Source organism: Amycolatopsis bartoniae, from assembly GCF_014191255.1.
Taxonomy (GTDB): Bacteria; Actinomycetota; Actinomycetes; order Mycobacteriales; family Pseudonocardiaceae; genus Amycolatopsis_E; species Amycolatopsis_E bartoniae.
On the sequence record NZ_JACHWH010000007.1, the window covers coordinates 150,516 to 173,233 of the forward strand.

At 71.5% G+C, this 22,718-nt stretch carries 18 protein-coding genes; 8 read left to right on the plus strand and 10 right to left on the minus strand.

Translation table 11 applies throughout. The annotated features are described in order from the left end of the window. Positions 1 to 20: 20 nt before the first annotated feature. On the minus strand, positions 21 to 671 hold the full coding sequence (locus tag FHX82_RS27685) for a LuxR C-terminal-related transcriptional regulator (protein WP_183176873.1): 651 nt from the start codon (positions 669 to 671) through the stop codon (positions 21 to 23). A gap of 278 nt (positions 672 to 949) precedes the next feature. Here FHX82_RS27685 and FHX82_RS27690 point away from each other — a divergent pair, with 278 nt between their 5' ends. Both FHX82_RS27690 and FHX82_RS27695 read left to right on the plus strand, forming a co-directional pair. Continuing rightward, on the plus strand, positions 950 to 1,960 hold the full coding sequence (locus FHX82_RS27690) for a 3-oxoacyl-[acyl-carrier-protein] synthase III C-terminal domain-containing protein (protein ID WP_145933348.1): 1,011 nt from the start codon (positions 950 to 952) through the stop codon (positions 1,958 to 1,960). A gap of 2 nt (positions 1,961 to 1,962) precedes the next feature. Beyond that, the gene (locus FHX82_RS27695) at positions 1,963 to 3,282 is read left to right on the plus strand and encodes an MFS transporter (RefSeq protein WP_145933347.1); all 1,320 of its coding nucleotides are present in this window, start codon (positions 1,963 to 1,965) and stop codon (positions 3,280 to 3,282) included. A gap of 61 nt (positions 3,283 to 3,343) precedes the next feature. Here the strand turns inward: FHX82_RS27695 and FHX82_RS27700 are convergent, their stop codons facing one another. The 3 genes from FHX82_RS27700 to FHX82_RS27710 all read right to left on the minus strand — a co-directional run bounded on the left by FHX82_RS27700 (position 3,344) and on the right by FHX82_RS27710 (position 6,322). After that, on the minus strand, positions 3,344 to 4,957 hold the full coding sequence (locus FHX82_RS27700) for an ArnT family glycosyltransferase (protein ID WP_229881135.1): 1,614 nt from the start codon (positions 4,955 to 4,957) through the stop codon (positions 3,344 to 3,346). Between the two features lie 51 nt (positions 4,958 to 5,008). Continuing rightward, a complete protein-coding gene (locus FHX82_RS27705; protein WP_145933345.1) occupies positions 5,009 to 5,362 on the minus strand; it encodes a VOC family protein in 354 nt (117 codons plus the stop codon). Between the two features lie 75 nt (positions 5,363 to 5,437). Further along, complete coding sequence (locus FHX82_RS27710) at positions 5,438 to 6,322, minus strand: SAM-dependent methyltransferase (RefSeq protein ID WP_145933344.1); 885 nt, start codon at positions 6,320 to 6,322, stop codon at positions 5,438 to 5,440. A gap of 111 nt (positions 6,323 to 6,433) precedes the next feature. Here FHX82_RS27710 and FHX82_RS27715 point away from each other — a divergent pair, with 111 nt between their 5' ends. Beyond that, positions 6,434 to 6,985: a hypothetical protein gene (locus FHX82_RS27715; RefSeq protein WP_145933343.1), complete on the plus strand. Its 552-nt coding sequence runs from the start codon at positions 6,434 to 6,436 to the stop codon at positions 6,983 to 6,985. 30 nt (positions 6,986 to 7,015) lie between these two features. On the opposite strand, the gene FHX82_RS27720 is transcribed toward FHX82_RS27715, so the two are convergent. Beyond that, positions 7,016 to 7,486, minus strand: coding sequence for a hypothetical protein (locus FHX82_RS27720; RefSeq protein WP_145933342.1), 471 nt, complete (start codon positions 7,484 to 7,486; stop codon positions 7,016 to 7,018). A gap of 231 nt (positions 7,487 to 7,717) precedes the next feature. Then, positions 7,718 to 11,824: a beta-galactosidase gene (locus FHX82_RS27725; RefSeq protein WP_145933341.1), complete on the minus strand. Its 4,107-nt coding sequence runs from the start codon at positions 11,822 to 11,824 to the stop codon at positions 7,718 to 7,720. 260 nt (positions 11,825 to 12,084) lie between these two features. Between FHX82_RS27725 and FHX82_RS27730 the strand changes: the two genes are divergently transcribed. Then, entirely contained in the window at positions 12,085 to 13,002 is a 918-nt protein-coding gene (locus tag FHX82_RS27730) for a DMT family transporter (RefSeq protein ID WP_145933340.1), read from the plus strand. Here the strand turns inward: FHX82_RS27730 and FHX82_RS27735 are convergent. Next, positions 12,999 to 13,979: a helix-turn-helix transcriptional regulator gene (locus tag FHX82_RS27735; RefSeq protein WP_145933339.1), complete on the minus strand. Its 981-nt coding sequence runs from the start codon at positions 13,977 to 13,979 to the stop codon at positions 12,999 to 13,001. The two genes, FHX82_RS27730 and FHX82_RS27735, sit on opposite strands and share 4 nt — an antisense overlap. Positions 13,980 to 14,091: 112 nt before the next feature. Between FHX82_RS27735 and FHX82_RS27740 the strand changes: the two genes are divergently transcribed. Continuing rightward, a complete protein-coding gene (locus tag FHX82_RS27740; RefSeq protein WP_145933338.1) occupies positions 14,092 to 14,559 on the plus strand; it encodes a VOC family protein in 468 nt (155 codons plus the stop codon). A gap of 66 nt (positions 14,560 to 14,625) precedes the next feature. After that, positions 14,626 to 15,669 carry an aldo/keto reductase gene (locus FHX82_RS27745; protein ID WP_145933337.1) on the plus strand — a complete coding sequence of 348 codons (1,044 nt, stop codon included), beginning with the start codon at positions 14,626 to 14,628 and terminating at the stop codon, positions 15,667 to 15,669. Positions 15,670 to 15,676: 7 nt separating this feature from the next. Here FHX82_RS27745 and FHX82_RS27750 read toward each other — a convergent pair whose 3' ends face one another. Both FHX82_RS27750 and FHX82_RS27755 read right to left on the minus strand, forming a co-directional pair. Further along, positions 15,677 to 19,093 (minus strand): TIM-barrel domain-containing protein, encoded by a 3,417-nt coding sequence (locus tag FHX82_RS27750; protein ID WP_145933336.1) that lies wholly within the window; start codon positions 19,091 to 19,093, stop codon positions 15,677 to 15,679. 117 nt (positions 19,094 to 19,210) lie between these two features. After that, entirely contained in the window at positions 19,211 to 20,224 is a 1,014-nt protein-coding gene (locus FHX82_RS27755; protein WP_229881134.1) for an NADP-dependent oxidoreductase, read from the minus strand. Between the two features lie 91 nt (positions 20,225 to 20,315). Here FHX82_RS27755 and FHX82_RS27760 point away from each other — a divergent pair, with 91 nt between their 5' ends. Continuing rightward, a complete protein-coding gene (locus tag FHX82_RS27760) occupies positions 20,316 to 20,867 on the plus strand; it encodes a TetR/AcrR family transcriptional regulator (protein WP_145933335.1) in 552 nt (183 codons plus the stop codon). 12 nt (positions 20,868 to 20,879) lie between these two features. Here the strand turns inward: FHX82_RS27760 and FHX82_RS27765 are convergent, their stop codons facing one another. Next, positions 20,880 to 22,019 carry an alpha/beta hydrolase family protein gene (locus FHX82_RS27765; protein WP_145933334.1) on the minus strand — a complete coding sequence of 380 codons (1,140 nt, stop codon included), beginning with the start codon at positions 22,017 to 22,019 and terminating at the stop codon, positions 20,880 to 20,882. Positions 22,020 to 22,110: 91 nt separating this feature from the next. Here FHX82_RS27765 and FHX82_RS27770 point away from each other — a divergent pair, with 91 nt between their 5' ends. Continuing rightward, the gene (locus tag FHX82_RS27770; protein WP_145933333.1) at positions 22,111 to 22,713 is read left to right on the plus strand and encodes a TetR/AcrR family transcriptional regulator; all 603 of its coding nucleotides are present in this window, start codon (positions 22,111 to 22,113) and stop codon (positions 22,711 to 22,713) included. Positions 22,714 to 22,718: the final 5 nt, after the last annotated feature.

The following is a 22,718-nucleotide window of genomic DNA, read 5'->3' on the forward strand; positions in this document are numbered from 1 at the left end:
GTTGTTCGATACGCCGGCGGTCAGCGAATCCGCGGCGCCTCCAGCAGGCCGCTGTTACAGGCCCGGTTCACCGCGTCCAGCCTCGACGTGGCGCCGAGTTTGCGATAGGCGTTCTGCAGGTGGCGTTTGACGGTCGCCTCGGTGATCAGCAGCCTGCGGCCGATCTGCGCGTTGCTCAGCCCTTCGGCGACCAGGCCGAGCACGTCCAGCTCACGGGCGGAGAGCAGGTCCGGTCTGCGCCCGCCGTTCTGGGGCAGGCAGTGTCTCGGCACCGACAGCACCACCCTGTCGTCGTCGCTGCAGACGGCGTCGATGGCGGCGGCCAGTTCCTCCGGCATCGCCTTGCTCAGCAGGTACGCGCGCACGCCGGCGGAGATCAGGTCACTGACCACGCCGGAGCTCTCCACCGGCCGCAGCACGACCACCCGGCTCTCGGGTGACGCCTCCAGCACCGCGCGCACCAGTTCCGGACCGTCGCCGTCGTGCGCGCTGATCACCACCACGTCCGGGCGCTGCTCGCCGACCACGGCGCGAGCCTTCGCTTCGCTGTCCGCTTCACCGGTGACCACGAATCGCGGGTCGGGTTCGAGCGAGATGCGCAGCGCCCAGCGGGTCATCGGCCGCTCGTCGACGAGCACGATTTCGATTATTCCGGAAGCGTGTTTCGGCATGCCATCATTCTTCCGAGTAAGGCGCACCGGAGCCATATCCGCACCGGGCAGTCCCCGGAACGGAGCAAGCCGGGTAGTACTACCCGGGTAGCAGCGTCAGTGCTCCGGAGAAGCCCTTTCGTCAATTGGTCGCATAGCACTTGGCAGCCGCTCCGGCCATTCCCTAATCTGACCGGCGGTCGCAATGTCGCCCCATCGCCCGCGGTTCCGCGCGGCCGCGGGCACTCCCATTCCCCCACGGTGCAAATGCCGGAGATCCGCGAGCAGGAAGGTGTGAAATGGCGGCACAGCTGTGCGAAACAGGGGAGGAAGTTTCCGCCGGGCAACCCGCCCGGGAGGTACAGACCACCATCGAGGCGCTCGCCGCGTACCTGCCGAGCCGCTCGACCTCGCTGGAGGAGGTCGCCGGGCCGCTGGGGCTCACCCGTGCGCAGGTGAAGGTGCTGCAACGGGTCTACGGCGTGCGGGACATGCGTCTTGACCCGTCCCAGTCCCTGTTCGACCTGATCCTGCCCGCCGCGCGGGCGGTGACCAAGGACGTGGCCGACCCGGGCTCGGTGCGATACGTCCTCTACGCGCACGCCACCCAGGAGGTCACCCCGTCCACCACGGACGCGGCCGACGTGATCCGCACCTCGCTGGGCCTGCACGACGCCGAGGCGTTCGCGATCACCCAGCAGAACTGCGCGGCGGGCCTCGCCGCGATCGACGCCGCGGGCGCACTGCTCGCGGCCGACGGTGACCCGGACGCCCGCGCGCTGGTGGTCACCGGCGAAAAGCCGTTCTCGAAGCTGAACCACGACTACCACTCGCTCGGCTCGGTGATGGGCGAGGCGGCCAGCGCGATGCTGATCGCCAGGGGCGGCAAGGGCGACCGGGTCCGCTCCTACGTGACCAGGGCGCGCGGGGAGTTCGCCGCGGGAATCCTGATGGACCCGGAGACCCGCGAGGTGCACAACCAGGCCCACGACCCGGAGGTGTGCGACGTGATCCGGCAGGCGGTCGCCGAGGCCGGGCTGGAGCTCGGCGACATCGACCGGGTGGTGCACTACAACTCGCTGATGCTGGAGGTGTCCGCCGAGCTGGGCCTGCCGCGGGAGCGGTTCTTCGCCGAGAACCTGCCGAAGTACAGCCACTGCTACGCCTCCGACGTGTTCGTCAACTACCTGACGTTGCGGGACAGCGGCAGGCTGCGCCCCGGCCACCACTACCTGCTGGTCGCCACGGGGCTGGGCGCGACCTACTCGGCGATGGTGCTGACCCACCTGGCCGGCCGGGACGGGGAGTGACCATGACGCAGACACAGCAACTCGCTTCCGGCCCGCGGCGGCGGTTCGGCCGCCTGCACTGGGCCTGGGTGGTGGCCGCGGTGTCGTTCCTGGTGCTGATCAGCACCAGCGGGTTCCGGTCGCTGCCCTCGGTGGTCATGGCGCCGATGCACGAGGACATGCACTGGTCCTACGGCACGATCTCGCTGGCCATCTCGGTGAACCTGGTGCTGGTCGGGCTGGCCGCCCCGTACGCGGCGGCGCTGATGGAGCGGCTGGGCATCCGCCTCGTGCTGGCCACCGCGCTGGTGCTGATCGCGGTGGGCACCGGGTTGCCGGTCGTGACGAGCGAGCCCTGGCAGCTGGTGCTGCTGTGGGGCGGGCTGGTCGGCCTCGGGTGCGGCGCGATCTCGCTGGCGTTCGTGGCGACGCTGACCAACCGCTGGTTCGTGAAGTACCGCGGTCTCGTCACCGGCGTGCTCACCGCGGCGAGCACCGCGGGGCAACTGGTGTTCCTGCCGGTGCTGGGCTGGCTGAGCCAGCACTCGGGGTGGCGCACGGTGTCGGTGGTGGTGGCGGTGGCCGCGGTGATCAGCGTGCCGTTCATCATCACGCTGCTGCGGGAACGGCCGCGGGACATGGGACTCGCGCCGCTGGGCGCGGAGCCGGGCCCGGACGGCGAGCCGGTCGTCGAGGAGGAGGAACCGGCACCGCGGGGCGCGTTCCGGGTGCTGCGCGACGCCGTGCGGACGCGGGTTTTCTGGTTGCTGGCGGGAAGTTTCGCCATCTGCGGGGTGACCACGTCGGGCGTGATGCAGACGCACTTCATCCCCGCCGCGGAGGACCACGGGATGACCGGCACCACCGCGGCGGGCCTGCTGGCGGTGGCCGGGGTGTTCGACATCGCGGGAACGACCGTTTCGGGCTGGCTGACCGACCGCTACGACTCGCGGTTCCTGCTGGCCACGTACTACACCCTGCGGGGCCTCTCGCTGATCCTGCTGCCGCTGCTGTTCGCCGCGACACCCACCCCGAGCATGATCGCGTTCGCGGTCTTCTACGGGCTGGACTGGATCGCGACGGTGCCCCCGACGATCCGCTTGTGCCAGCAGTACTTCGGTTCCTCGGCGGGCGTGGTGTTCGGCTGGATGTGGACCGCGCACCAGATCGGCGGAGCGATCGCCGCCGAGGCCGGCGGGATGGTCCGCGACCACACCGGCAGCTACACCATCGTCTGGGTGGCGGCCGGTGCGACCTGCCTGTTCGCGGCCGTGCTGTCGATGCTCCCCCCGGTGAAATCCCGGCGCGGCCCGGCACTGCCGGTCGTGGCGGAAGCGTCCTGAGCCGTCGTGCGGGCGCGGCGACCGGCGCCGCGCCCGCACTGTCTCTTGTGGACAGCCGGGGCTAGCGGCGGTAGATCGTGATCGAGTAGCCGACCTCGTCCACCGGCGTGCTGCTGCCCGTCAGCGCCCGCAGGTGGTCGTCCGCCCTGGCGAGGGCGGAATCGGACACGACGAGCAGTCCGCGCACCTGGTCCGCGGGCACCGCGAGCGGGTCGGCGGCGTCGATGCCGTAGTGGGACGGCACGCCGGAACCCTTGTAGACGAGCCAGATCGGCTCGCCCGCGTAACGCTGCCGCAGCCGGTCCGCCAGCCGGCCCAGGTCCTGGCCCCAGTCGACGTTCGAGTCGTGCAGGTACCGGTGCGTGTTCGCCGGGCCGCCGAACGCCTCGTTGGCGTACGGCAGGTAGTACGGGAACGTCCGCAGCGAGCTGACCGCCGCGAACACGACCAGGACCACTGCCGCGACGTGCGACCACCGCCGCCGCAGTGCGACCACCGCGGCCGCGGCGACCGCCGCGAACATCGGCACGAAGACCGCGTACCGGACGCCGAGGTCGCGGGCGCCGGTCATGGCCGCGGCCAGCAGCACGGCCGCGGGCACGAGCACGTAGGGCGCCGCCGCGCGCAACCGGGGAACCGCCACCATCGCGACGGCACCGGCCGCCGAGAGCGCCAGCAAACCCAGCGGTGTCTTCACCAGCAGCGCGGCGGGCAGGTAGTACCAGAGCGAACCGGAGTACTGCCGCCCGAACAGGAAACCGCCCCACGTCTGGTTCTCGAAGCCGAACTGGAGGCGCATCCCGTCCAGGTACGGCTCGGGAAACGGCAGCGCGCGCAGGCCGGGCACGACCGGCAGGCCCGGCGGCGGATCCCAGCGCAGCCGCGGATCCACGACGAGGTAGGACGCCCACACCACGGCAACCGCGAGCACCGCCACGGCGCCGACTGCCGCGAGGACTCGCCGGACCCTCTGTGAGCCCGGCCAGACGGACAGCACGACCAGCGCCAGCACCACCGGCACCGCGGCCAGGGTGCTCATCTTCGTGGCGAGGGCCGCGCCGAGGGCGAGTCCCACGAGCGGCAGGTAGCGGCCGGGGCGGCGTCGTGCCCGCCACACCAGCCACACCGACGTCAGCACGAAACCCGCCGCGGGGACGTCGAGCGTGGCCAGCGAGCCGTGCGCGATGATGTCCGGCGAAAAGGCGTACAGGGCGAGCGCCACCATCCCACCCGCTGTGCCTGCCACGTCGCGGGCGAACGCGAAGACGACCAGCCCGAACAGCAGGGTCAGCACGATCATCGGCAGCCGTGCCAGCAGCATCAGCCGCCCGGGATCGACGCCGGACCCGTACAGCACCTGCCGCCCGAGCTGCGTCTGGTCACCGGCGAAGGCGGGGTCGAGGTGCACGCCCGCGAAGGCCACCCCGGTCGCGATGAGCAGCTTGCCCAGCGGCGGGTGCTCCGGGTTGTACCGCAGGCTGTGCTGGTCCAGGTACACGACCGCCGTGCCGACGTAGACGGGCTCGTCGATGGTCGGCGTCTGCGCCACGGCCGTCGTGACCATCGCGACCGCCATCGCGGCGAGGAGCGCGAGCACGACACAGGCCAGCCTCCACCGCCTCCCCGGCGGGTGCGTTTCGCCCGGGCTCGGTAGCTGCTCCGTGGAGAGCGACACCGTCCGCACCCTCTGGACACGATCCGCCCGGCGTTCCGGTTCACCCGGCGGCTAGGCGGGCTGCCAGAGCTCGATGCGGTTGCCCTCGGGATCGGTGACCCAGCCGAAGCGGCCGACCCCAGCCAGCTCCTGGGTCTCCTCGGCCACGTCGGCGCCCTGGCCGCGGAGCTGGGCGAGCATGGCGTCCAGGTCGCGGACCCGGAAGTTGAGCATGGTCTGCTGGGCGCGGGAACCGAAGTAGTCCGTTCCCGCCTCGAACGGCGCGAAGACGGTGGGGCCCTCCTGCTGGTGCCACACCCCGTTCTCGTCGGCGTCGAGGCCGAGGCAGTCCCGGTACCAGGCGCCCAGGGCCGCCGGGTCCGAAGCGCGGATGAAGTACCCACCGATGCCGAGCACGCGTTCCATGCCGTGATAGTGCCAGCCCGCGACGGGGCCGGGGCGGGCGACACGCCTCCCGCCCCGTGGAGTCCACTGTGGACGTCAGGGTTTGCGGGCCAGCGCGGCGACGTTCAGCGCCCGGCTCGGGTCCATGTCGCCGACCATGGCCTCCTGCGGGAGGTCGGGGTGGGTCCACTCCGGCAGCCACACCGTGCCGGGCGGGTCCAGCTCCACCCAGTCGCCGAAGAACTTCCGCACCTCGGCCCGCGTCCGGCCCCGCAGCGAGGAGGTGGCCTCGTCGTAGTTCTTCATGACCGTGCCGAAGCGCTGCATGGTGTCCTCCGACATGCCCTCGGTGGAGGCGTGGGAGATCGCCATCCAGGAGCCGGAGGCGACCTGGTCCCGGAAGAACCGCACCGCCTCGTGGGCGGGCTCGTCCTTGACGACGAAGTGCAGCAACGCCACCAGCAGCAGCCCGACGGGTTTCGCCGGGTCGACCAGCCCGGTGTCGGCGATCGCGTCCCACAGCTGCTCGTAGTGCAGGAAGTCCCCGTTGATCGGGAAGTTGCGGTCCAGCTCACCGGCCTGCTCCAGCAGCAGGTAGGAGTGGGCGGAGGCGACCGGGTCGTGGTCGATGTAGATCACCGTGCACTCCCCCGGCGCGTACCGCTCGGCCAGCTGGTGCACGTTGCCCTGCGTCGGCAGCCCGGACCCGATGTCGACGAACTGGCGGACCCCCCGGGTGATCATGAACTGCAGCGCCCGCGCGAGGAACGCCCGGTTCTGCTTGGCCGCCCACACCAGGTCCGGCAGCAGCGAGATCTGCCGGTCGGCGAACACCCGGTCCATCTTGTAGTTCGCGACGCCGCCCAGGTAGTAGTCGTACAACCGGCCCTCGTGCGGCTCTTGCGTCGACGCTTCGAGCAGGTGCTGCGCGAGTTCGCGGGACATCGCCACCACAGGGCCGTTCGCGCTCGTCCTGTCCATGTGCCGCAGCTCCTCACTTTCCTGTGGGCGGGAACACACCCAGTGTGCCCTACCGGTCGCCGCGGGTGCCCGTGTGCCACGGAGGACTGCGAAGACGCCTATGGTGGAACGATGAGCGGTTTTGCCCGGCTCCGCGGTCAGCACGACGTCACGCCTCCGGCGATCCTGGAGGCCGCGTTCGCCCTGGTCACCGAAAGGGGTCTCGACCACCTCCGGGTCGAGCCGGTGGCCGGACGCCTGAGGTGCGACCCCCGGGCGATCCGCGACCACCTCGGCGGCGACGAGGCCCTCGCGGAGGCCGTGGTCGGCAAGGCGGTCGGCGACGTGCCCCTGCCGACGCTCCCCGGGGACAGCGAGGCGTGGCAGGACACGCTCGCCGCGCTGGCCGCGGCGATGCGCGCGACCCTGCTGCCGCTGCGAGGCGTGGCGCGCCGCGTCGCGGAGACGATCTCCATCGCCCCGGAGCGGAACGTGCTGGTCGCCTACGCCTCCACCGTGCTCAGGCTCGCCGGGCACCGCGACCCGGACTGGGCCGCGAAGCTGTTCGTCCGTGCGGTGTGCTCGGAGATCTCGCTGGACCCCGACCCCGAGGGCGACAGCGGGAGCGTGGACTTCCACAACGCGATGGCGATGCTGCTGGGCGGCCTCGCCGTGACGAGGTGACTTTCGTCCACAAAGGACAGCCGGGGCGGTTCAGTGACCGTCGATCTCGGGGATTCCGGTGAGGAAGCCGTCGACGCACCAGTCGCCGCTGACGTTGTTCGAGCTGATCCTGCCCTGGGAGACGGTGATCCCGTCCGAGTCCTTCGTCTCCGGCAACGGTTTGCCGTCGAGCGTGCCCGCGAGGTACGCCTCGGCGAAGCCGGGGACGTCCAGCCCGACCGCCTCGGAGTAGAACTGCGGCGTTCCCGCGGCGAGCACCTTGGTCAACCGGGTCCGCACGATCACGGTGTCCCCGGAGCAGACGAGTCGCATGGCGCCCTCGGCGTCACCCGCGTTGACCTTGTCGATGAACGCGTTGATCGGCACCGCGAACTCCTCCTCCACCGACGCGGACGTCGGCGGCGGTCCGGAGGACGGCGCGGCCGGCGTCCCGCTCGCGGTGTGCTCGTCGCCGAGGAAGAAACCGGGGGCGAGGAATCCGGTGACGAGCAGCGCGGCCACGAGCACCACCGCGGTGCCGATGCCGATCCACAGTGGAGCCCGGCTGCGCCGGGGAGCACCCCAGCCGGGCGGCGGCGGCCCCCACCCGGGCGGTGGTCCGGGCGGCGGTCCCCAGCCGGGCGGTGGTCCGGGCGGGCCAGGCCGGTAAGGAGGTGGCTGTGTCACAGGGCCAGAAACTACCCCATGATCAGCCGCCGCGTGGCCGAACGCGGAAGACGGCACCTGCCGGGTTCACCCCGCGGGCGGTGTGGCGCAGGTCAGCGTCGGCAGCGCCCAGTCGGCGTGGTCGTTGCCGTTGCCGTCACCGCCGTCGGACACCAGCAGGTCCAGGACCTGCGCCCCGGTGACGTCGACGTCGACCGGCACCGCCGCCTGGCCGCCGCGCAGCACCGGGGTCGTGACCCGGGTCGTGCCGTCCACCGCGACGCTGAACGAGACACTGCCGCCGGTGCCCGTTTCGCCGTCGACGCCGACGGAAGCCGTCAGGCGCGTGCACGCGCCCGCCAGGTAGAGCTGGACGTCACTGGCCGCGTGGACGCCCAGCCCCTTCGCGTACGACACGCCTCCGATGGTCATCGGCCTGCCGTCGCCCGCGGCGGCTTCGCCGTTGCTCGTGTCGCGTTCGACCGGGCCCCAGCCGTTCGTCGCGGTGAGGAAAGGCAGTGAGCCAACCGCCACCTGCCCGGCGGGCGGCGCGGGCGGCACCGCGCCGACGATCCGCTCGTCCGTGACCGAGCCCGGGCGTCCGGCCTGCCGGTAGCCGACCGAGACCTTCAGCGCCGCTGCGGTGTCCACTGTGGAGGGTGTTGTCACGGTCCAGGAGAACGTCGCCGATCCGCCGCCGTCGACCCGCGGCACCGAGGGCGGCGAGGCGGCACTGACCGCCCACCCGGCCGGGGCGGTGAGCACCGGCCGCACGTCGAAGACCGGCGGCGCTCCCGCCGGCACCCGCACGGTCGCCGACGCGGTGAACCGCTGCCCGCCCGACGCCGTGTCCGGCGCGGTCAGCGTCACCCCGGCGGCCGGTGCCGGCGGCATCGCGTACCGGACGGGATCGTAGCCGGGCGAGGCGTTCTGCCGCACCGTCAGCGGGGAACGGTAGCTGCCGTAGTTCGTCCACTCGACCTTGCCGAGGCCGCCGGTGCTGCCGTCGAGGTTCCACACCGCGACGGCGATCGTGTTGTGGCCGTTCGGGTTCAGGATCCCGTTGGGGACCGGGAAGCTGTGCTGCGGCCCGAGGTAGTTGACGTACTGGCCGACCTGCCAGCCGTTGACGAAGATCAGCGCACGGTACTGCCGCGCGGGGTCGTCGGTGATCGTCAGGCCGAGCGAGGTGTCCTGGCCCCGCGGCAGGTCCAGATCCGCGGTGGTGCGGTACCAGCTCACCCCGGGAGTCGTGTCCTTCGCCGGCAGCGTCACCGGGTTCCAGCGGCCGTCCGGGAACCCGGGCAGCGACCAGCCCGCGCGCTCGCCGTACAGCCCGCCGGTGTTGAGCGGGCCGCGCACCGGGTCGAGGCCGGTTTCGCCGCCACGGACACCCTGCAGCCGCCACGTCACCGACGTCAGCGGAGCCCCGGTGAGCCGGGCGGAGGTGAGCCCGCGCGCGGCCTTGTTGCCGTTGTTCGCGCCGTAGTCCTCTTCGTGGCCCATGTTCACGGTCAGCACGGAGATCTCGTTCTCCCCCGAGCGCAGCGCCCCGGCCGGGAAACCGAACGTGTGCTGGGGATCGGTCGAACTGCCGAGGAAGGTTCCGTTCAGCCAGACCGAGAACGCGCCCGCGGTGCCGCCGCTCTGGCTGGACAGGGTGATCCCGGTCTGCCGCCCGTCACCGGTGAACCGGCCGCGGTACCAGGTGTTGCCGGTGTGGAAACCGTAGTCGTCGGCGAAGAGCACCGGTTTCGTGCCGGACGTGGTCGAGCTGTTGGTGGTCTCCTTGTCGGCCACCGGCCAGGCCGAGTCGTCGAAGCCGGGCTGGCTCTCCGGCGACTCCTCCTGGTGCTTCCAGCCGGTCAGCGCGGGCAGCGTCACCGGTTTCGCGGTCGGCACCGCGCCGGTCAGGCTGCCGCTCGATGTCGGCCGCACCGGAACCGGAATTCCGTTCCAAAGCACGGTTTTCGCGGTGCCGAAGACCTCGAAGGCGCCGTCGGTGCCGGTGTCGCCGGTCAGCGCGAGGACGCCGTACCGGTCGGTCGCGGTCCGCACGAGATGGGTGCCGCGGACGAGCACCGGGCCGGCAGCGGTGTCCTGGCGCCAGAAGGTCGCCGCCGTCGCCTTGTCCGCGAGCAGCAGGAGCAGCGGCCGCGCGCCGGGAGCGGTGACGAGCACCCGCGTCAGGCCGTCGTGGGTGTAGTTCAGCCGCAGGTCACCGCGTGCGGCGTCCCAAGTGGACGTCGCGTTCCCGTCGAGCACCCGCACGGACGGCTGCTGCGCGAACCGCAGGACGGTCTCCCCCGGCCCGCCCTGGTCGCCGTAGAGGACCGCGACGTCCCGGCCGCCGATGGTCGCGGAGGTCATGATCTCCGACGTCGAGTACTGCATCCGCGTCTGCCCGAGGTCGTAGCCGGCGACGAGGATCTTCGACTGGCGGCCGTTCAGCGTGATGCCGGTGCCCGGCTGCTGCGGGACGACCGGGTAGTAGTCGGCACTGCCGGACAGCAGGTCGACGGCGTCCACGACGACGAACGTGCCGGTGGCGGCGGCGTTCTGCTGCCCGGTGACGACGATCTTCAGCGTGTGCGCCCCGGCGGGCAGGCCGCGCACCTCGTAGCCGGTGACCTGGTTCTGTTTGCTCGCCGCGTAGAGGTCGACACTGCTCACCTTCGTGTCGTCGAGATAGACGTCGGCGATGCCGTGGTTCTGGTCCTTCGACGTCACCCAGCGGATTCCGGTGCCGGTAAAGGGAATGCTCACGCTGTCACCGGCAGTCTCGGAGAACGACTCGGTGTGCTGGTAGTCGCCGCCGGTGTAGTTCTGCTCCGGTCCGACGTGGCTCCATGTGCCGGTGTAGCCGAGCTCGGCGGCCGCGTCGTCGTAGGTGTACCCCGAGTGCGCGGTGAGATCGAGCGCGATGCTCGTGGTGTTCGTGGCGGTGGACGTCGAGTCGGTGTGGCGCAGGGTGTGGAACTGCGTGCGGGTGTCCGGGTTGATCCGGGCGGTGTCGGTGAGCGCGGGGTCGGTCAGGGGCGCGCTCGCCAGTCCGTCGGTCTTCGTCAGCGGGGCGACGGACTGCGTGAAGTAGCCGATCAGCTTGTCCTCGTCGTACTTCGGGTCGAACTGGCGCCCTTCGGTGATCGCCGCGCCGTAGTCGTAGGAGGTGTAGTTCTGCGGGATCGCGCTCCAGCCCCAGGACGTGCCGCCGTAGAGCATGTAGAAGCTCTGCCCGGTGGCGCCGACCGCGATGTTCTGCTTGTAGAACACGTTCGCGAACTGGTCGTTGATCAGCTGGGCACACTGGTCGTAACCCGGGCCGCCCCACGGGTCGAAGGCGCCGCCCTGGAACTCCGCGGTGATCAGCGGCTTGCCGGGAACGTGGTCGTAGCTGATGTCCGGCACGCCGTTCCAGTGCGTGGGGTTCGAGCAGTCGAAGCCCTGCGGGTAGGAGTCGGCGGCGTCGACGTCGAGCGCGGCCTCCCCGGAGTTGAAGGTGCCGTTGTTGTTGCCCACCAAGGGAACCGTGATGCCGTCGGCGCGGGCCTTGTCCTCCAGGTGCTTCATGTACGCGCGGCCGTCGGCGCCGCCGTTGTAGTACTCGTTCTCGACCTGGTACGCCAGCACGCTGCCGGTGCCGTTGGTCAGCTGGTGGCGCTGCAGGATCCGGTCGATCTGCGTCTGCCACTCGTCCGAGTACTTCAGGTACACCGGGTCGGCGCTGCGCGTGTGGCCCGGCGTGGTGGACAGCCACGTGGGGAACCCGCCGCCGTCGACCTCGGCGTTGATGTACGGCCCGGGCCGCGCGATGACGTACAGCCCGGCCTGCTGCGCCATGTCGAGGAGCTTGTCGAGGTCGCGGACGCCGGTGAAGTCGTAGACGCCCTGGCGCGGCGAGTGGTAGCCCCAGTCGAAGTACAGCGACGTCGCATTGAACCCGGCCGCCTTCATCTTCTGGAAGATGTCGAGCCACAGATCGGGGCTCGGCAGCCGGTAGGCGTGGAACTCGCCCGACCACAGGTACGTCCGGTTTCCGTCGACGAGGAAGGAGTAGCCGTCGTAGGTGACGCTGTGCGCCGGCTTCGGCGCCGCCACGGCGACGGACGGAACGGTCAGCCCGGCCAGTCCGAGGAGGGCGGCGAGCAGAGCGGCGAACAACACCCGGAAACGAGCACGGCGACCGGAGCGCATCGGGGGGACCTCCTGGGCAGCGCTGAACCAGAACCGAACACGATCCTTCGGCGACTCCACAGAAATAGTCAAGATGCAACACCGGGATGGATCAGCCCGAACGTCGATGGCTGCCCGGCCGTACCTGGTTCGATCACCGGCCGTGAAGTCGCGGGGTGACCGAATGAAGTTTCGCTCTTTCGCGCCTGCGTGACGATAAGTTCGACAGCGCGTGGCTTGGGTGGCCACCGTGACTAGCGTCCGTGCGTGTGATCGCACGAATGAGTACCGCCGCCCGCGGTTCGGCGGCAGTCCTGGGGGCGGCGGTGTTGTGGGGCACCGTCGGCCCGGCCCAGGTCCTGGCGGCGTCCGGCGCCGATCCCCTCGCTCTCGGCGCCGCTCGGCTGGTCGTCGGGGGCTTCGTCCTGCTCGGCCTCGTCGGCGTCCGCGGCCGCCTCGGGCGGTGGCGGACGCTCGGCCGTGGCCCGGCACTGGGGTGGCTCTTGCTCGCCGCCGCGTCGACCGCGGCCTACCAGGCAGCCTTCCTCAGTTCGGTGGTCCGCACCGGAGCCGCGCTGTCCACGGTCGTCGCGCTCGGCGTCGCGCCGCCCGCCGTCGGCGTGCTGGCCCGGCTGACCGGCGGCGAGCGGCTCACCCGGCCCTGGCTGCTGGGCACCTTCGCGGCGGTCGCCGGCACGGCGGTCCTGCTGTTGCCGGGCGCGACCGTCCACATCGACACGGCGGGCGTGCTGCTCGGGATACTCGGCGGCCTCTGTTACGGCGCCTACACGGTGGCAGCCAAACGTTTGCTGGACGGCCCCGCACCCGCCCTGGTCGCGGTCTCCGCCACCCTCATCCTGGGCGGGGCGGCGCTGCTGCCCTTCGCCCACGACCTGCCCCGCCTCGCCGAGCCGAACAGCCTCGCCCTGGTCGGCTGGCTCGCGGTCCCCGCCACCACGCTCGGCTACCTGCTCTTCGTGTCGGGACTCCGCCACGTCACCGCCGCGACAGCCGGCACGCTGAGCCTCGCCGAACCCCTCATCGCGGCCGTACTGGGCCTCGCCTTCCTCGGCGAACACCTCCCCTGGCCCGCGGGTGTGGGCGCCACGCTGCTGCTCGCCGGTCTTGTGGTCGCCACCGTGCCCACCCCGGCACAACCGGACACCACACCGGTAGCCACCCCGTCAAGGCTCCACTAGCCCCCCGCGGCGCGGGCGGCACGGCGGGCCAGGGCGGCGAACGCCGCACGCAGGTCCGGCGGGCCGATCACCTCGATCTCCGCGTCGAACCGGGCCAAAGACGCTGCCAGCGCGGCCCACGACCAGGATCCGGTCACCAGCCTGGTCCTGCCCGGCGCGAGTTCCTCGACCACGCCGTCGCCCGCGAACGGCGCCACCTGCGTGACCGGCAGGTCGAGGACCACCTCGCCCCGGCAGGGCCAGGCGTCCGCACCGGCGGAACCCTTGAACCGCGCGGAAAGGAACGCCGCGACGTCACCGCCCGGGATCTCCCTCGGAGTGAACCGCGGGCCGTTCGGGACGCGCAGCCGCATCCGGTCGGCGCGGTAGGTCCGCCAGTCCTCGCGCTCCGCGTCCCACCCCACGAGGTACCACCGTCCACTTCGGACCACCAGGTGGTGCGGCCGCACCCGGCGCGGCGGAACCGGCTCCGCCGCCCCGGACGGCGGCTCGTAGTCGAACCGCACCTCCTCGCGGGCCCGGACCGCCGCGCTCAACGCCAGCAGCACATCCGCACCGACCCGCGGCGCGCCACCAGGACCAGCCGCCGCGATCTCCAGGGCGTCGACCCGCTGCCGCAGCCGCGCGGGCATCACCTGGCGCACGGTGGCCAGCGCCCGCGCCGCGGCCTCCTCGATGTCCGCGCCGGTCCCGGCCGCGATCCGCAACGCCACGGCGAGCGCGACCGCCTGCTCCTCGTCGAACAGCAGCGGCGGCAGCCGGTCACCGGCTTCGAGCCGGTAACCACCCTCGGGCCCCTTGACCGCCTGGACCGGATACCCCAGCTCGCGCAACCGGTCGACGTCGCGGCGCACCGTCCGTTCGCTGACGCCCAGGCGGCTCGCGAGCAGCACGCCCGGCCAGTCGCGACGAACCTGCAGCAACGACAGCAGCGAAAGGAGGCGACCCGAGGTCGTCGTCGAGGAAGCGGTCGGCACGACTTCGATGCTGCCACGAGAAGCGGACGTTCCCTGACCGGTACTGCTGACACAGTGACCGAGTCGCCGGAAACCCCCGGCGGCGGAACCACTCGTGAAGGACCGGAAAACCATGTCGCTCAACGCTGTCGCCCACCTGAACTTCCACGGTCAGGCCCGCGCGGCCCTGGAGTTCTACCAGTCGGTCTTCGGCGGCCAGGCCACCATCGTCACCTACGGCGACTTCGGGATGTCCGCCGATCTGCCCGACGCGGGCAAGGTGGTGTTCGGCCAGGTCACCGCCGGCAACGGCTTCCGGGTCATGGCCTACGACGTGCCCGGCACCGACGGCCCGGCCGCCCCGGCCGAGCCCACCACCCGCCGCGAAAACGGCACCACCATCACCAGGGAGCCGTTCTTCCTCTCGATCCGCGGCGAGACCGTCGACGAGGTCGCCGCGGTGTGGGAGCGCCTCGCCGACGGCGCCACCGTCATCGAGGCGTTCGGCCCCGCGCAGTGGGCGCCCGCCTTCGGGATGCTCGCCGACCGGTTCGGCGTCACCTGGATTCTCGACGTGGCAACGGAATACGCCCCGGCCTGACTCCTTACCCGCTCCGCGGTGGAGTGCCGTCGGCACTCCACCGCGCCGACCTCCCGCAGGAGCCCCGTGTACACCCGCCCCCTCGGCCGCACCGGCATCCACGTCAGCGCCTACACCCTGGGCACGATGATGTTCGCGCCGCACGGCAACCCCGATCCCGACGCCTGCGTCCGCATCGTGCACCGAGCGCTCGACCACGGCATCACCACCATCGACACCGCCGACGTCTATGGCGCCGGAAACGGCGAAAGCGAGCGGATCGTCGGGAAAGCGCTGCGCGGCCGCCGCGACGACGTCGTCCTCGCCACCAAGGGCAACGGCGCGATGGGACCCGGCCCGAACCGGCGCGGCAACTCCCGCCGCTGGATCATCTCCGCCGTCGAAGCGTCCCTGCGCCGCCTCGACGTCGACCACATCGACCTCTACCAGCTCCACCACCCCGAACCCGGCACCGACATCGAGGAACCGCTCAGCGCGCTCACCGACCTGGTTCACTCCGGCAAGATCCGCGCCATCGGCCATTCCAACCTGCCCGCGTCCGAGATCGTCGAAGCCCAATGGGTGGCGCAGCGGCGTGGCCTCGCGCGGTTCCGCACCGAGCAGCCGCACTACTCGATCCTCAACCGCGGCGTGGAGCGGGAGATTCTGCCGTTGTGCCAGCGTTACGGGCTGGGCGTTCTCGTGTGGAGCCCGCTGTCGATGGGGCTGCTCACGGGCCGGTTCCGCAGGGGCGGCACGGAAACCGCGTCACCAGGCCGTCTGCACTGGGTGCCCCGGCACCTGACCGACGAACGCAAGCTCGACGCCGTCGAGGCACTCGTCCCGCTCGCGGAGGAAGCCGGAATTCCTCTGCGGTACCTCGCGCTGGCGTTCGTCACCGCCCATCCCGCGGTCACCTCGGCGATCATCGGCCCCCGCACGGAGGAGCAGCTGGCGGACCTGCTCGCCGGAGCGAGCACCACCCTGGACGACGACCTCCTCGACCGCATCGACCGGATCGTCCCGCCGGGCACGGATCTCGGACCGGTCGACGTGGCCTACGAGCCACCGCACCTCACGACGCCGAACCTCCGCCGCCGCACCGGAAACCGCGCGGCGAGCCCACAGTGAGCCCTGTTCAGCTGCCGAGCCGGAAACGCTGGGCGGCACTGCCGTTGCAGTCGTAGAGCTGCAGCCGGTCGCCCGGTTTCCGCGCGTTCTGCGGGTCGTCGAGACAGCGGCCCGACGCCGGGTTCTGCAGGGAGCCGTCCGCCCGCGTCACCCACACCTGGGAGCCGGTGCCGTTGCAGTCCCACAGCTGCACGGGTGTCCCGTTGGCCGTGCCTCCCAGTGTCACGTCGAGGCATTTGCCCAGTGCCCGCAGGGTCTGGTCGCCGGGCGCCGACCACCGTTGCGCGTCGCTCTGGTTGCAGGTGTACAGCTGGACCGCGGTGCCCGAAGCCGGGTCCGCGTCGGCGATGTCGGTGCACAGCCCGCCGGGGCCGCTGACCTGGGCCGGCGGGAACCGCCACACCTGGTCGGCCGTGCCCGTGCAGGCCGCCATCCCGCTCGCCGCCAGGCACTGGCCGGTGCCCGCGTTCACCAGCTCGCCGTTCGACCGCAGCGTCCAGCTCTGCGTCGCCGATCCGGTGCAGGCGGCCAGCTTCGCCTGGTCGAGGCACTGCCCGGAGATCCGCACGGCGCCCCCGGACGGCGGGGTGACCAGCTGGGCGGCGGAGTGGTCACAGGGCGCGAGCGCGACCGACGGGTTCGCCGTCAGGCACTGGCCGTTCGCGCCGAGCACCTCCCCGGCGGACGGGTTCCCGCTGCCCGAGCCGGCGAGCGTCACGGTGTGGCTGCCGGTCACCGGCAGGCTCGCGGTGGTCACGGTGACGGTCCGCTTGTCGCCGTTGTACGACCACGCGGTCTCCGGCACCTGCGTCCCGTCCACGAGGACGGCGGCCGGGGCCGCGGCGGCGGACAGCCGCAGGGTGTAGGTGCGGGCGGTGACCGCGCCGGGGTACGAACCGGTGGTGGCGCCGATGGTGAGCGTCCGGTTGCCGTCCTGCCATGAGATCGGCGTGCTCGCCGACTGGCCGAGCGGTCCTTCACCGGCGTCCTGGTACAGGGTGAAGGTGCCGTCCGCGCCCGCGGCCACGTTCAGCGTCACCTGCGTCAGCGGGGACTGCTGGTTGTCGACGTAGTTCGTGCGGGTCGGCATTATGCCGCCCGCCTTGATCAGCACCGGCATCGCGGTCAGCGGGTCGGTGATGGTCGCGGTGGACGGGCCGGTGTACGTCGTGCCGCTGAAGTAGTCGGTCCACGTTCCCGGCGGGATCCACGCGGTCACCGAGCCGTTGCCGGCGGAGTCGTTCGGCGTGGTGATCGGCGCGACCAGCACGTTGTCGCCGTACAGGTACTCCTGCGGGTGCGTGTACGCGTCGTTCTGCGCCGGGTAGTCCAGGTACAGCGGCCGGGTGATGGGCACGCCGGTGGCGTTGGCCTGCTGCGCCAGCGTGTACGTGTACGGCACGAGTGCCTCGCGCAGCCGCAGGAACCGCTCCGCGCCGGCCGCCGCCGCACCGGTGTAGTTCCACGGCAGGCGGTCGCCGTGGTCGGAGTGCAGCCGGTCGACCGGCTGGAAGGTGCCCAGCTGGACCCAGCGCGCGTAGAGGTCGTCGGCCAGGTGGCCGCCGTGGAAGCTGCCGATGTCGTGGCTGACGTTGCTCAGCCCGGCGGCGGCCTCGTCCGGGGTGAACCGCGCCTCGAACGCGAGCATGTCCCACGTCGCGGGGGTGTCGCCGGTGAACTGCATGGTGTTGCGACGTTCCGACCACGGGCCGAGCGCGAAGTTCGACTCGATGCCGCCCCGCTCGTCGCCGCCGAGCCGGGCGAACGAGAAGCCCCGCACGCCACGGGCGGTGCCGTCGTCGGCGTACGCCTGGTTGATGAAGTTGTCCGGTGCCACGTGCGGATCGGACGTGAGCGACCCGCCGCAGGTGGTGCAGTAGTCCAGCCACCACTCGCGCACGCCCTGCTGCTCGAACGGCTGGTGCAGGTCGAAGTACGCCTTGAGGTGGGCGGGGTCGGACCAGTCGAAGTCGTACTGGTTGTTGCCGCTTTCCGGGATCAGGCCGCCTGCCGTGGCGTTGGCCTTGGCGAACTGCGGGTCGTTCCCGGCGATGGAGGTGTGGATGTTGAGCGCGGTCGACAGTCCCTGCTGCTGGGTCCAGTTCAGGAACGACTGCGGGTCGGGGAACAACGCGGAGTTCCAGTTCCAGCCGTTCCACTGCGACGGCGACTTCCAGTCCGTGTCGATCACGAGCCAGTCCAGCGGCGTGAAGGTGTTGCGGAACGCCGGCAGCAGCGTGTTCTCGTAGTCGGCGGTGCTGTAGGCGTAGTAACGCGAGTACCACACGCCGTACGCCGACTGGGGCAGCAGATCGGTGCCGCCGGTCACCGTGTTGAGGTCGGCCAGGCCCTGCTTGTAGTCCTGCCCGTAGCCGAAGAAGTAGCCGTCCTGGTAGGGCTGGCCGCCGTGGGCGGGCCGGTCGGTGACGGTGTGGTTCGCGTTGAGCAGCGCGGTGCGGCTGTCGTCCAGCAGGTACCAGCCGTCCCGGTCCAGGATGCCCGGGTGCTCCGCCACCGGAAGCGTGCCCGGGTTGTCCAGCGACCGGTCCCAGCCGCCCAGCACGTTCTTCGGGCCGGCGCCATAGGCGGTGGTCAGCAGCGGATCGGTGAACGACGGATAACCGGCGCCCGTGGCGGTGACCGCGAAGCTGTCCACGTTGACGTTGCCGGAGTCGGCGGCCGTCTGCGCGAGGGCGACGGTGTGGGTGCCGGCGGGCAGGGCCACCTGCGCTGACACCGTCGACCAGGTGTCCCACGACCCGGTGGGAGGCAACGTCAGCTTCGGGCCGGGCGCGCCGTCCACGGTCGTCGACAGCGTCCTCGTCGTGTTCTGGCCGTCGCCTCCGGTGGCGTTGGCGTACCGCACCGACAACTGGTACGTGCCCGCGGCCGGAATTCCGGAGACGTCCTGGGCGAGCGTGCTGCCGGTGGACTGGAACCCGGCCTGGAAACCGGATCCGGTGTAGTTCGCGTGGTCGTAGGCCGGGGACGCCGAACCGGTCATCAGGCCGTTCTCGGCCTGGCACGGCGTACCGAACACGCAGTAGGACGGGAACTCGGGCGTGGCGGTGACCGAGCCGACCTGCACGGAGGTGTTGGCGGAGGTGAACGGGCCGCTGCCCTCGCGGTAGCGCAGGGTCAGGCTCGCGGTGCGGATCTCCCGGTACCCGCCCGCCACGTCGGTGGTGAACGAGGCGGCGGGCAGGTTCCGGGACGGGACGGTGAACGTGGCCGCGTCCTGGAACCTGTCGTCGCCGGCGTACTCCAGGCGGATCAGGGTCGGGGTCAGCACCTCGAAGCGGGCATGCCCGTCAACGACGACCTGGGCCTGGGCCTGGGCCTGTGGTGCCGGCGCCGCTTGGGCTTGGGCGCCCGGTGCCGCCAGCGCCAGTACGACCACTCCCGCGAGCCACCTCGATCGCATGTGGACGAGTATTTCGTTGTCCACCGGCCACGGAAAGCCGCCGAACGCACCAAAAAACGTCCGGCGGCAGACCAGTGGGCGGTGGTGGTCAGGGGGTTCAGACCACTGGGTCTCCCGCTAGGCCACCGTGAGCACGATCTTGCCCCGGAGGTGCCCCCGGGCCGCTCGCTCGTGCGCCGCCTGGGCGTCTTCCAGTGGGTAGGTGCTGTCGATCGCCACGCGGAGCTTGCCGTCGTCCGTCAGGCGGCCCAGCTCGGCGAGCTGCGTGCCGCTCGCGCGGACCTGCGTGGCCGTGACCGTCACGCCCAGCCGCGCGTTCTCCTCTTCGTCGAACTGTCCGAAGTAGACCGGGTAGAGCGCCCCGCCGCGCTTGAGGGTGCGCAGAAAGCGCTTGCTGTCCGGGCCGCCGACGTTGTCCAGCACGAGATCGACGTCGCGCACGGCCTCCTCGGGGCGTTCCTTGGTGTAGTCGACGAACTCGTCAGCGCCGAGGTCTCGCAGGAACTCCTCGTGCGAACCGGAGGCGACGGCGATGACGCGGGCGCCCCGCCACTTGGCCAGCTGCAGTGCGAGGTGCCCCACGCCACCGGCGGCGCCGTTGACGAGGACCGTCTTCGTGCTGTCCAGCGCCATCGGGCGGTGCCGGGCTTCCTGGAACGGCGACGGGTGGTCGTGCCCGAGCTCGATCAGGAACTGCCACGCCGTCAACCCCGACATGGGCAGCGCGGCGGCGTGCACGTGGTCGAGAGCGGCCGGCTTGCGCGCGAGGTCCGACGCCGGGGCGGTGACGTACTCGGCGTACGCACCGGACTGCATGGCGACCGGGAAGCGCAGCAGGCCCAGCACCTCGTCCCCGATGGCGAACTCGTCGACATCAGGGGCGACGCCCGCCACGACACCCGAGACGTCCGTCCCCGGGATCAGCGGGAGGTGGAACGGGGGCTTGAGCTCCGGCGGCACGTCGGGCATCCCTTCGCGCGCGTACCAGTCGGGCGGGTTGAGGCCGGCCGCGTGCACCCGGACGAGCACCTCGCCCGGTTCCGGCCGCGGCACGGGTACCTGTTCGTACCGCAGCACTCCGGGGCCGCCGAACTCGTGCAGCCGGATGGCGTTCATGGTCTGTGTGGGCACAGTGCTCTCCTTCACCTGCGGGAAGTTAAACTAAGTGAACCAGTGATCCGATTATATGGATCAGTGGTCCACTTGTTCCAGGGAGGGGTACATGAGAGCGGACGCCCGGGCCAACCGCGACCGCCTGCTGGTCGTCGCCGCCACCGTCATCACCGAACAGGGTGTCGACGCGTCGATGCGCGACATCGCCCGCCAGGCGGGGGTCGGCCTGGCGACGCTGCTGCGGCACTTCCCGACCCGGGAGGCACTGCTCGAAGCCCTGCTCCGCACGAGGTTCGACGAGCTGACGGCACGGGCGGCCGAGGTCGAGGCGTCGAGCACCCCCGCCGGAGCGCTGCGGTTGTGGCTGCGCGAGTTCGTGGCGTGCACGGCGAACTACCGCGGCGTGGTGACGGCGATGATGCGGGCGATCGAGGACGACGAGTCCGCGCTGCACACCTCCTGCGTGGACATGCGCGCGTCCGGCACCCGGCTGCTCACCCGCGCCCAGGAGGCGGGCGTGGCGCGGACCGACCTCGACGGTGCCGACCTGTTCGCGCTGGCCTCGTCGCTCGCCTGGCTCTACGACCAGCCCGGGATCGAGGCCCGCGCCGAGCACCTCTTCGAGGTGGTCCTGAGCGCGATCCTGACGAACGGGGGCTGACCGGCAGCGGGGTCAGAGGACGGTGTCGAGCCAGTCGAACGTGCGCTGGTGGAACAGCAGCATCGCGCCTTCGTGGCAGTGCTCTCCCCCGCCTTCGGCCTCCCGGAAGACGACCAGTTCCTTCGGGCAGGTCAGCTCGTCGAACACCCGCCGCGGCTGCCCGGCGAAGAACTGGTCGTTCTCCGCGTCGAGCACGAGCGTCGGGCAGGTGATGCGGTCCACGATCCCCGCCACCGTGTAGGCCCTGCTGGCTTTGACCAGCTCGTCGAGACCGGAGACACCGAAGGTCCACCGGCCGTTGCGCACCAGCCAGCGCGCCTCGGTGTCCTGCGCCCCACCGGCGGCACGGCCGGCGACCGCGGCCATGACCTCGTGGACGTCGTAGACGCCGTCGTGCAGCACGCACGCGGCGAGGCGGTGCTCGAAGGCGGCCGCCCGCGCGGCCAGGTAACCGCCGAGGCTCATGCCCACCAACGCGAGCCGCCCCGGGTCCACCTCGGGCAGGGTGAGCGCGAAGTCGACGACCGGGGTGACCACGGCCTCCCAGTCCGGCCGGAAGTGCAGGCCCTGCTCGCGGACCGTGCTGCCCTGGCCGGGACCGTCGAACGCGAGGACGTGGTAGCCCCGCCGCAACGCACCGGCGGCCAGTGCGAAGTAGTCCTCCTCCAGCGTGGAGTCGTACCCGCCGTGGAAAATCACCGTCGGGCGCGGGGCACCCGAGTCGTCGGCGAGGAACAGGTAGCCGGGCAGCGTGGTGCCCTCGTAGGGGATGCGCACGGCGCGAGCGGGCGGGTCGAGCAGGGCGGCCGCGTCGGCGAACGTCTGTCGGGACGCCTTGGCGAGCCGCGCCGACTCGGCGTCCGCGGCGGGATCCTCGCGCCGGTAGAAGTCGGCGGTCCGGTAGTAGTTGGACGCGCGCAGCAGCGCCTCGCGGGCACTGACCCGGTGCCCGGCGGCCAGCGCGTCCCGGCCGATGCGCTCGATCCGCGCCGCCGTCGCGGCCCACCGGGCCGACCAGGCCTCCTCGTCCCCTTCCGGGATCTCCCGGCAGGTGACCAGCACCTCGCCGAGGTCGGCGCCACTGTAGACGGCGTAGCCCGCCGCGCGCAGCGCCTCGAAGGAGAAGGACCCGTCGTCGAAGAGGAACTTCATTTCTAGCCTCCCTTGGATGGAACGGAACGTTGTCGTTCCGTTTCACGGTAGCACAGGGAACGCGCCCGTTCCGTTCGCTACGCTCGGGAGCATGGCGACGAAGCGCGAGGCGAGCGGCGGGGCGGTGCTGCGGCAGCAGGTGACCGAGGCGATCACCGAGGCGGCCTTCGCGGAACTGGCCGAGACCGGGTACGCGCGGACCTCGATGGAGGCGGTCGCCCGGCGGGCCGGGGTGGGCAAGGCCGCGCTCTACCGGCGCTGGCCCTCGAAGCAGGCGATGCTCACCGAGCTGATCCGCGACAAGGTCACCGCCACGCTCCCGCCCACCCCGGCCACCGGCTCGCTGCGCGGTGACCTGCGGGAGCTGCTCACCACCTTCCGCGGCCAGCTGACCAGCCCCCACCTCACCCGGATCGGGGCCGGGCTGCTCGCCGAGGCCGGCCACGACCCCGCGCTCGCGGAGATCCTCGAAACCTGGGTCAGCACCCCGCGGCGGGCCGCCGCGCGCGCGGTACTCCAGAACGCCATCGAGCGCGGCGAGCTGCCACCCGGGCTGGACCTGGAGCTCGGCACCGACCTGCTGATCGCCCCGCTCGCCTTCCGCATGCTGGTCGTGCGGGGCCACAGCGACGACGGATACCTGGCACGACTGGCCGCCGCGATCGAGGCGGCGCTGCAGGCCGCCGTGTGCTGAGCGGA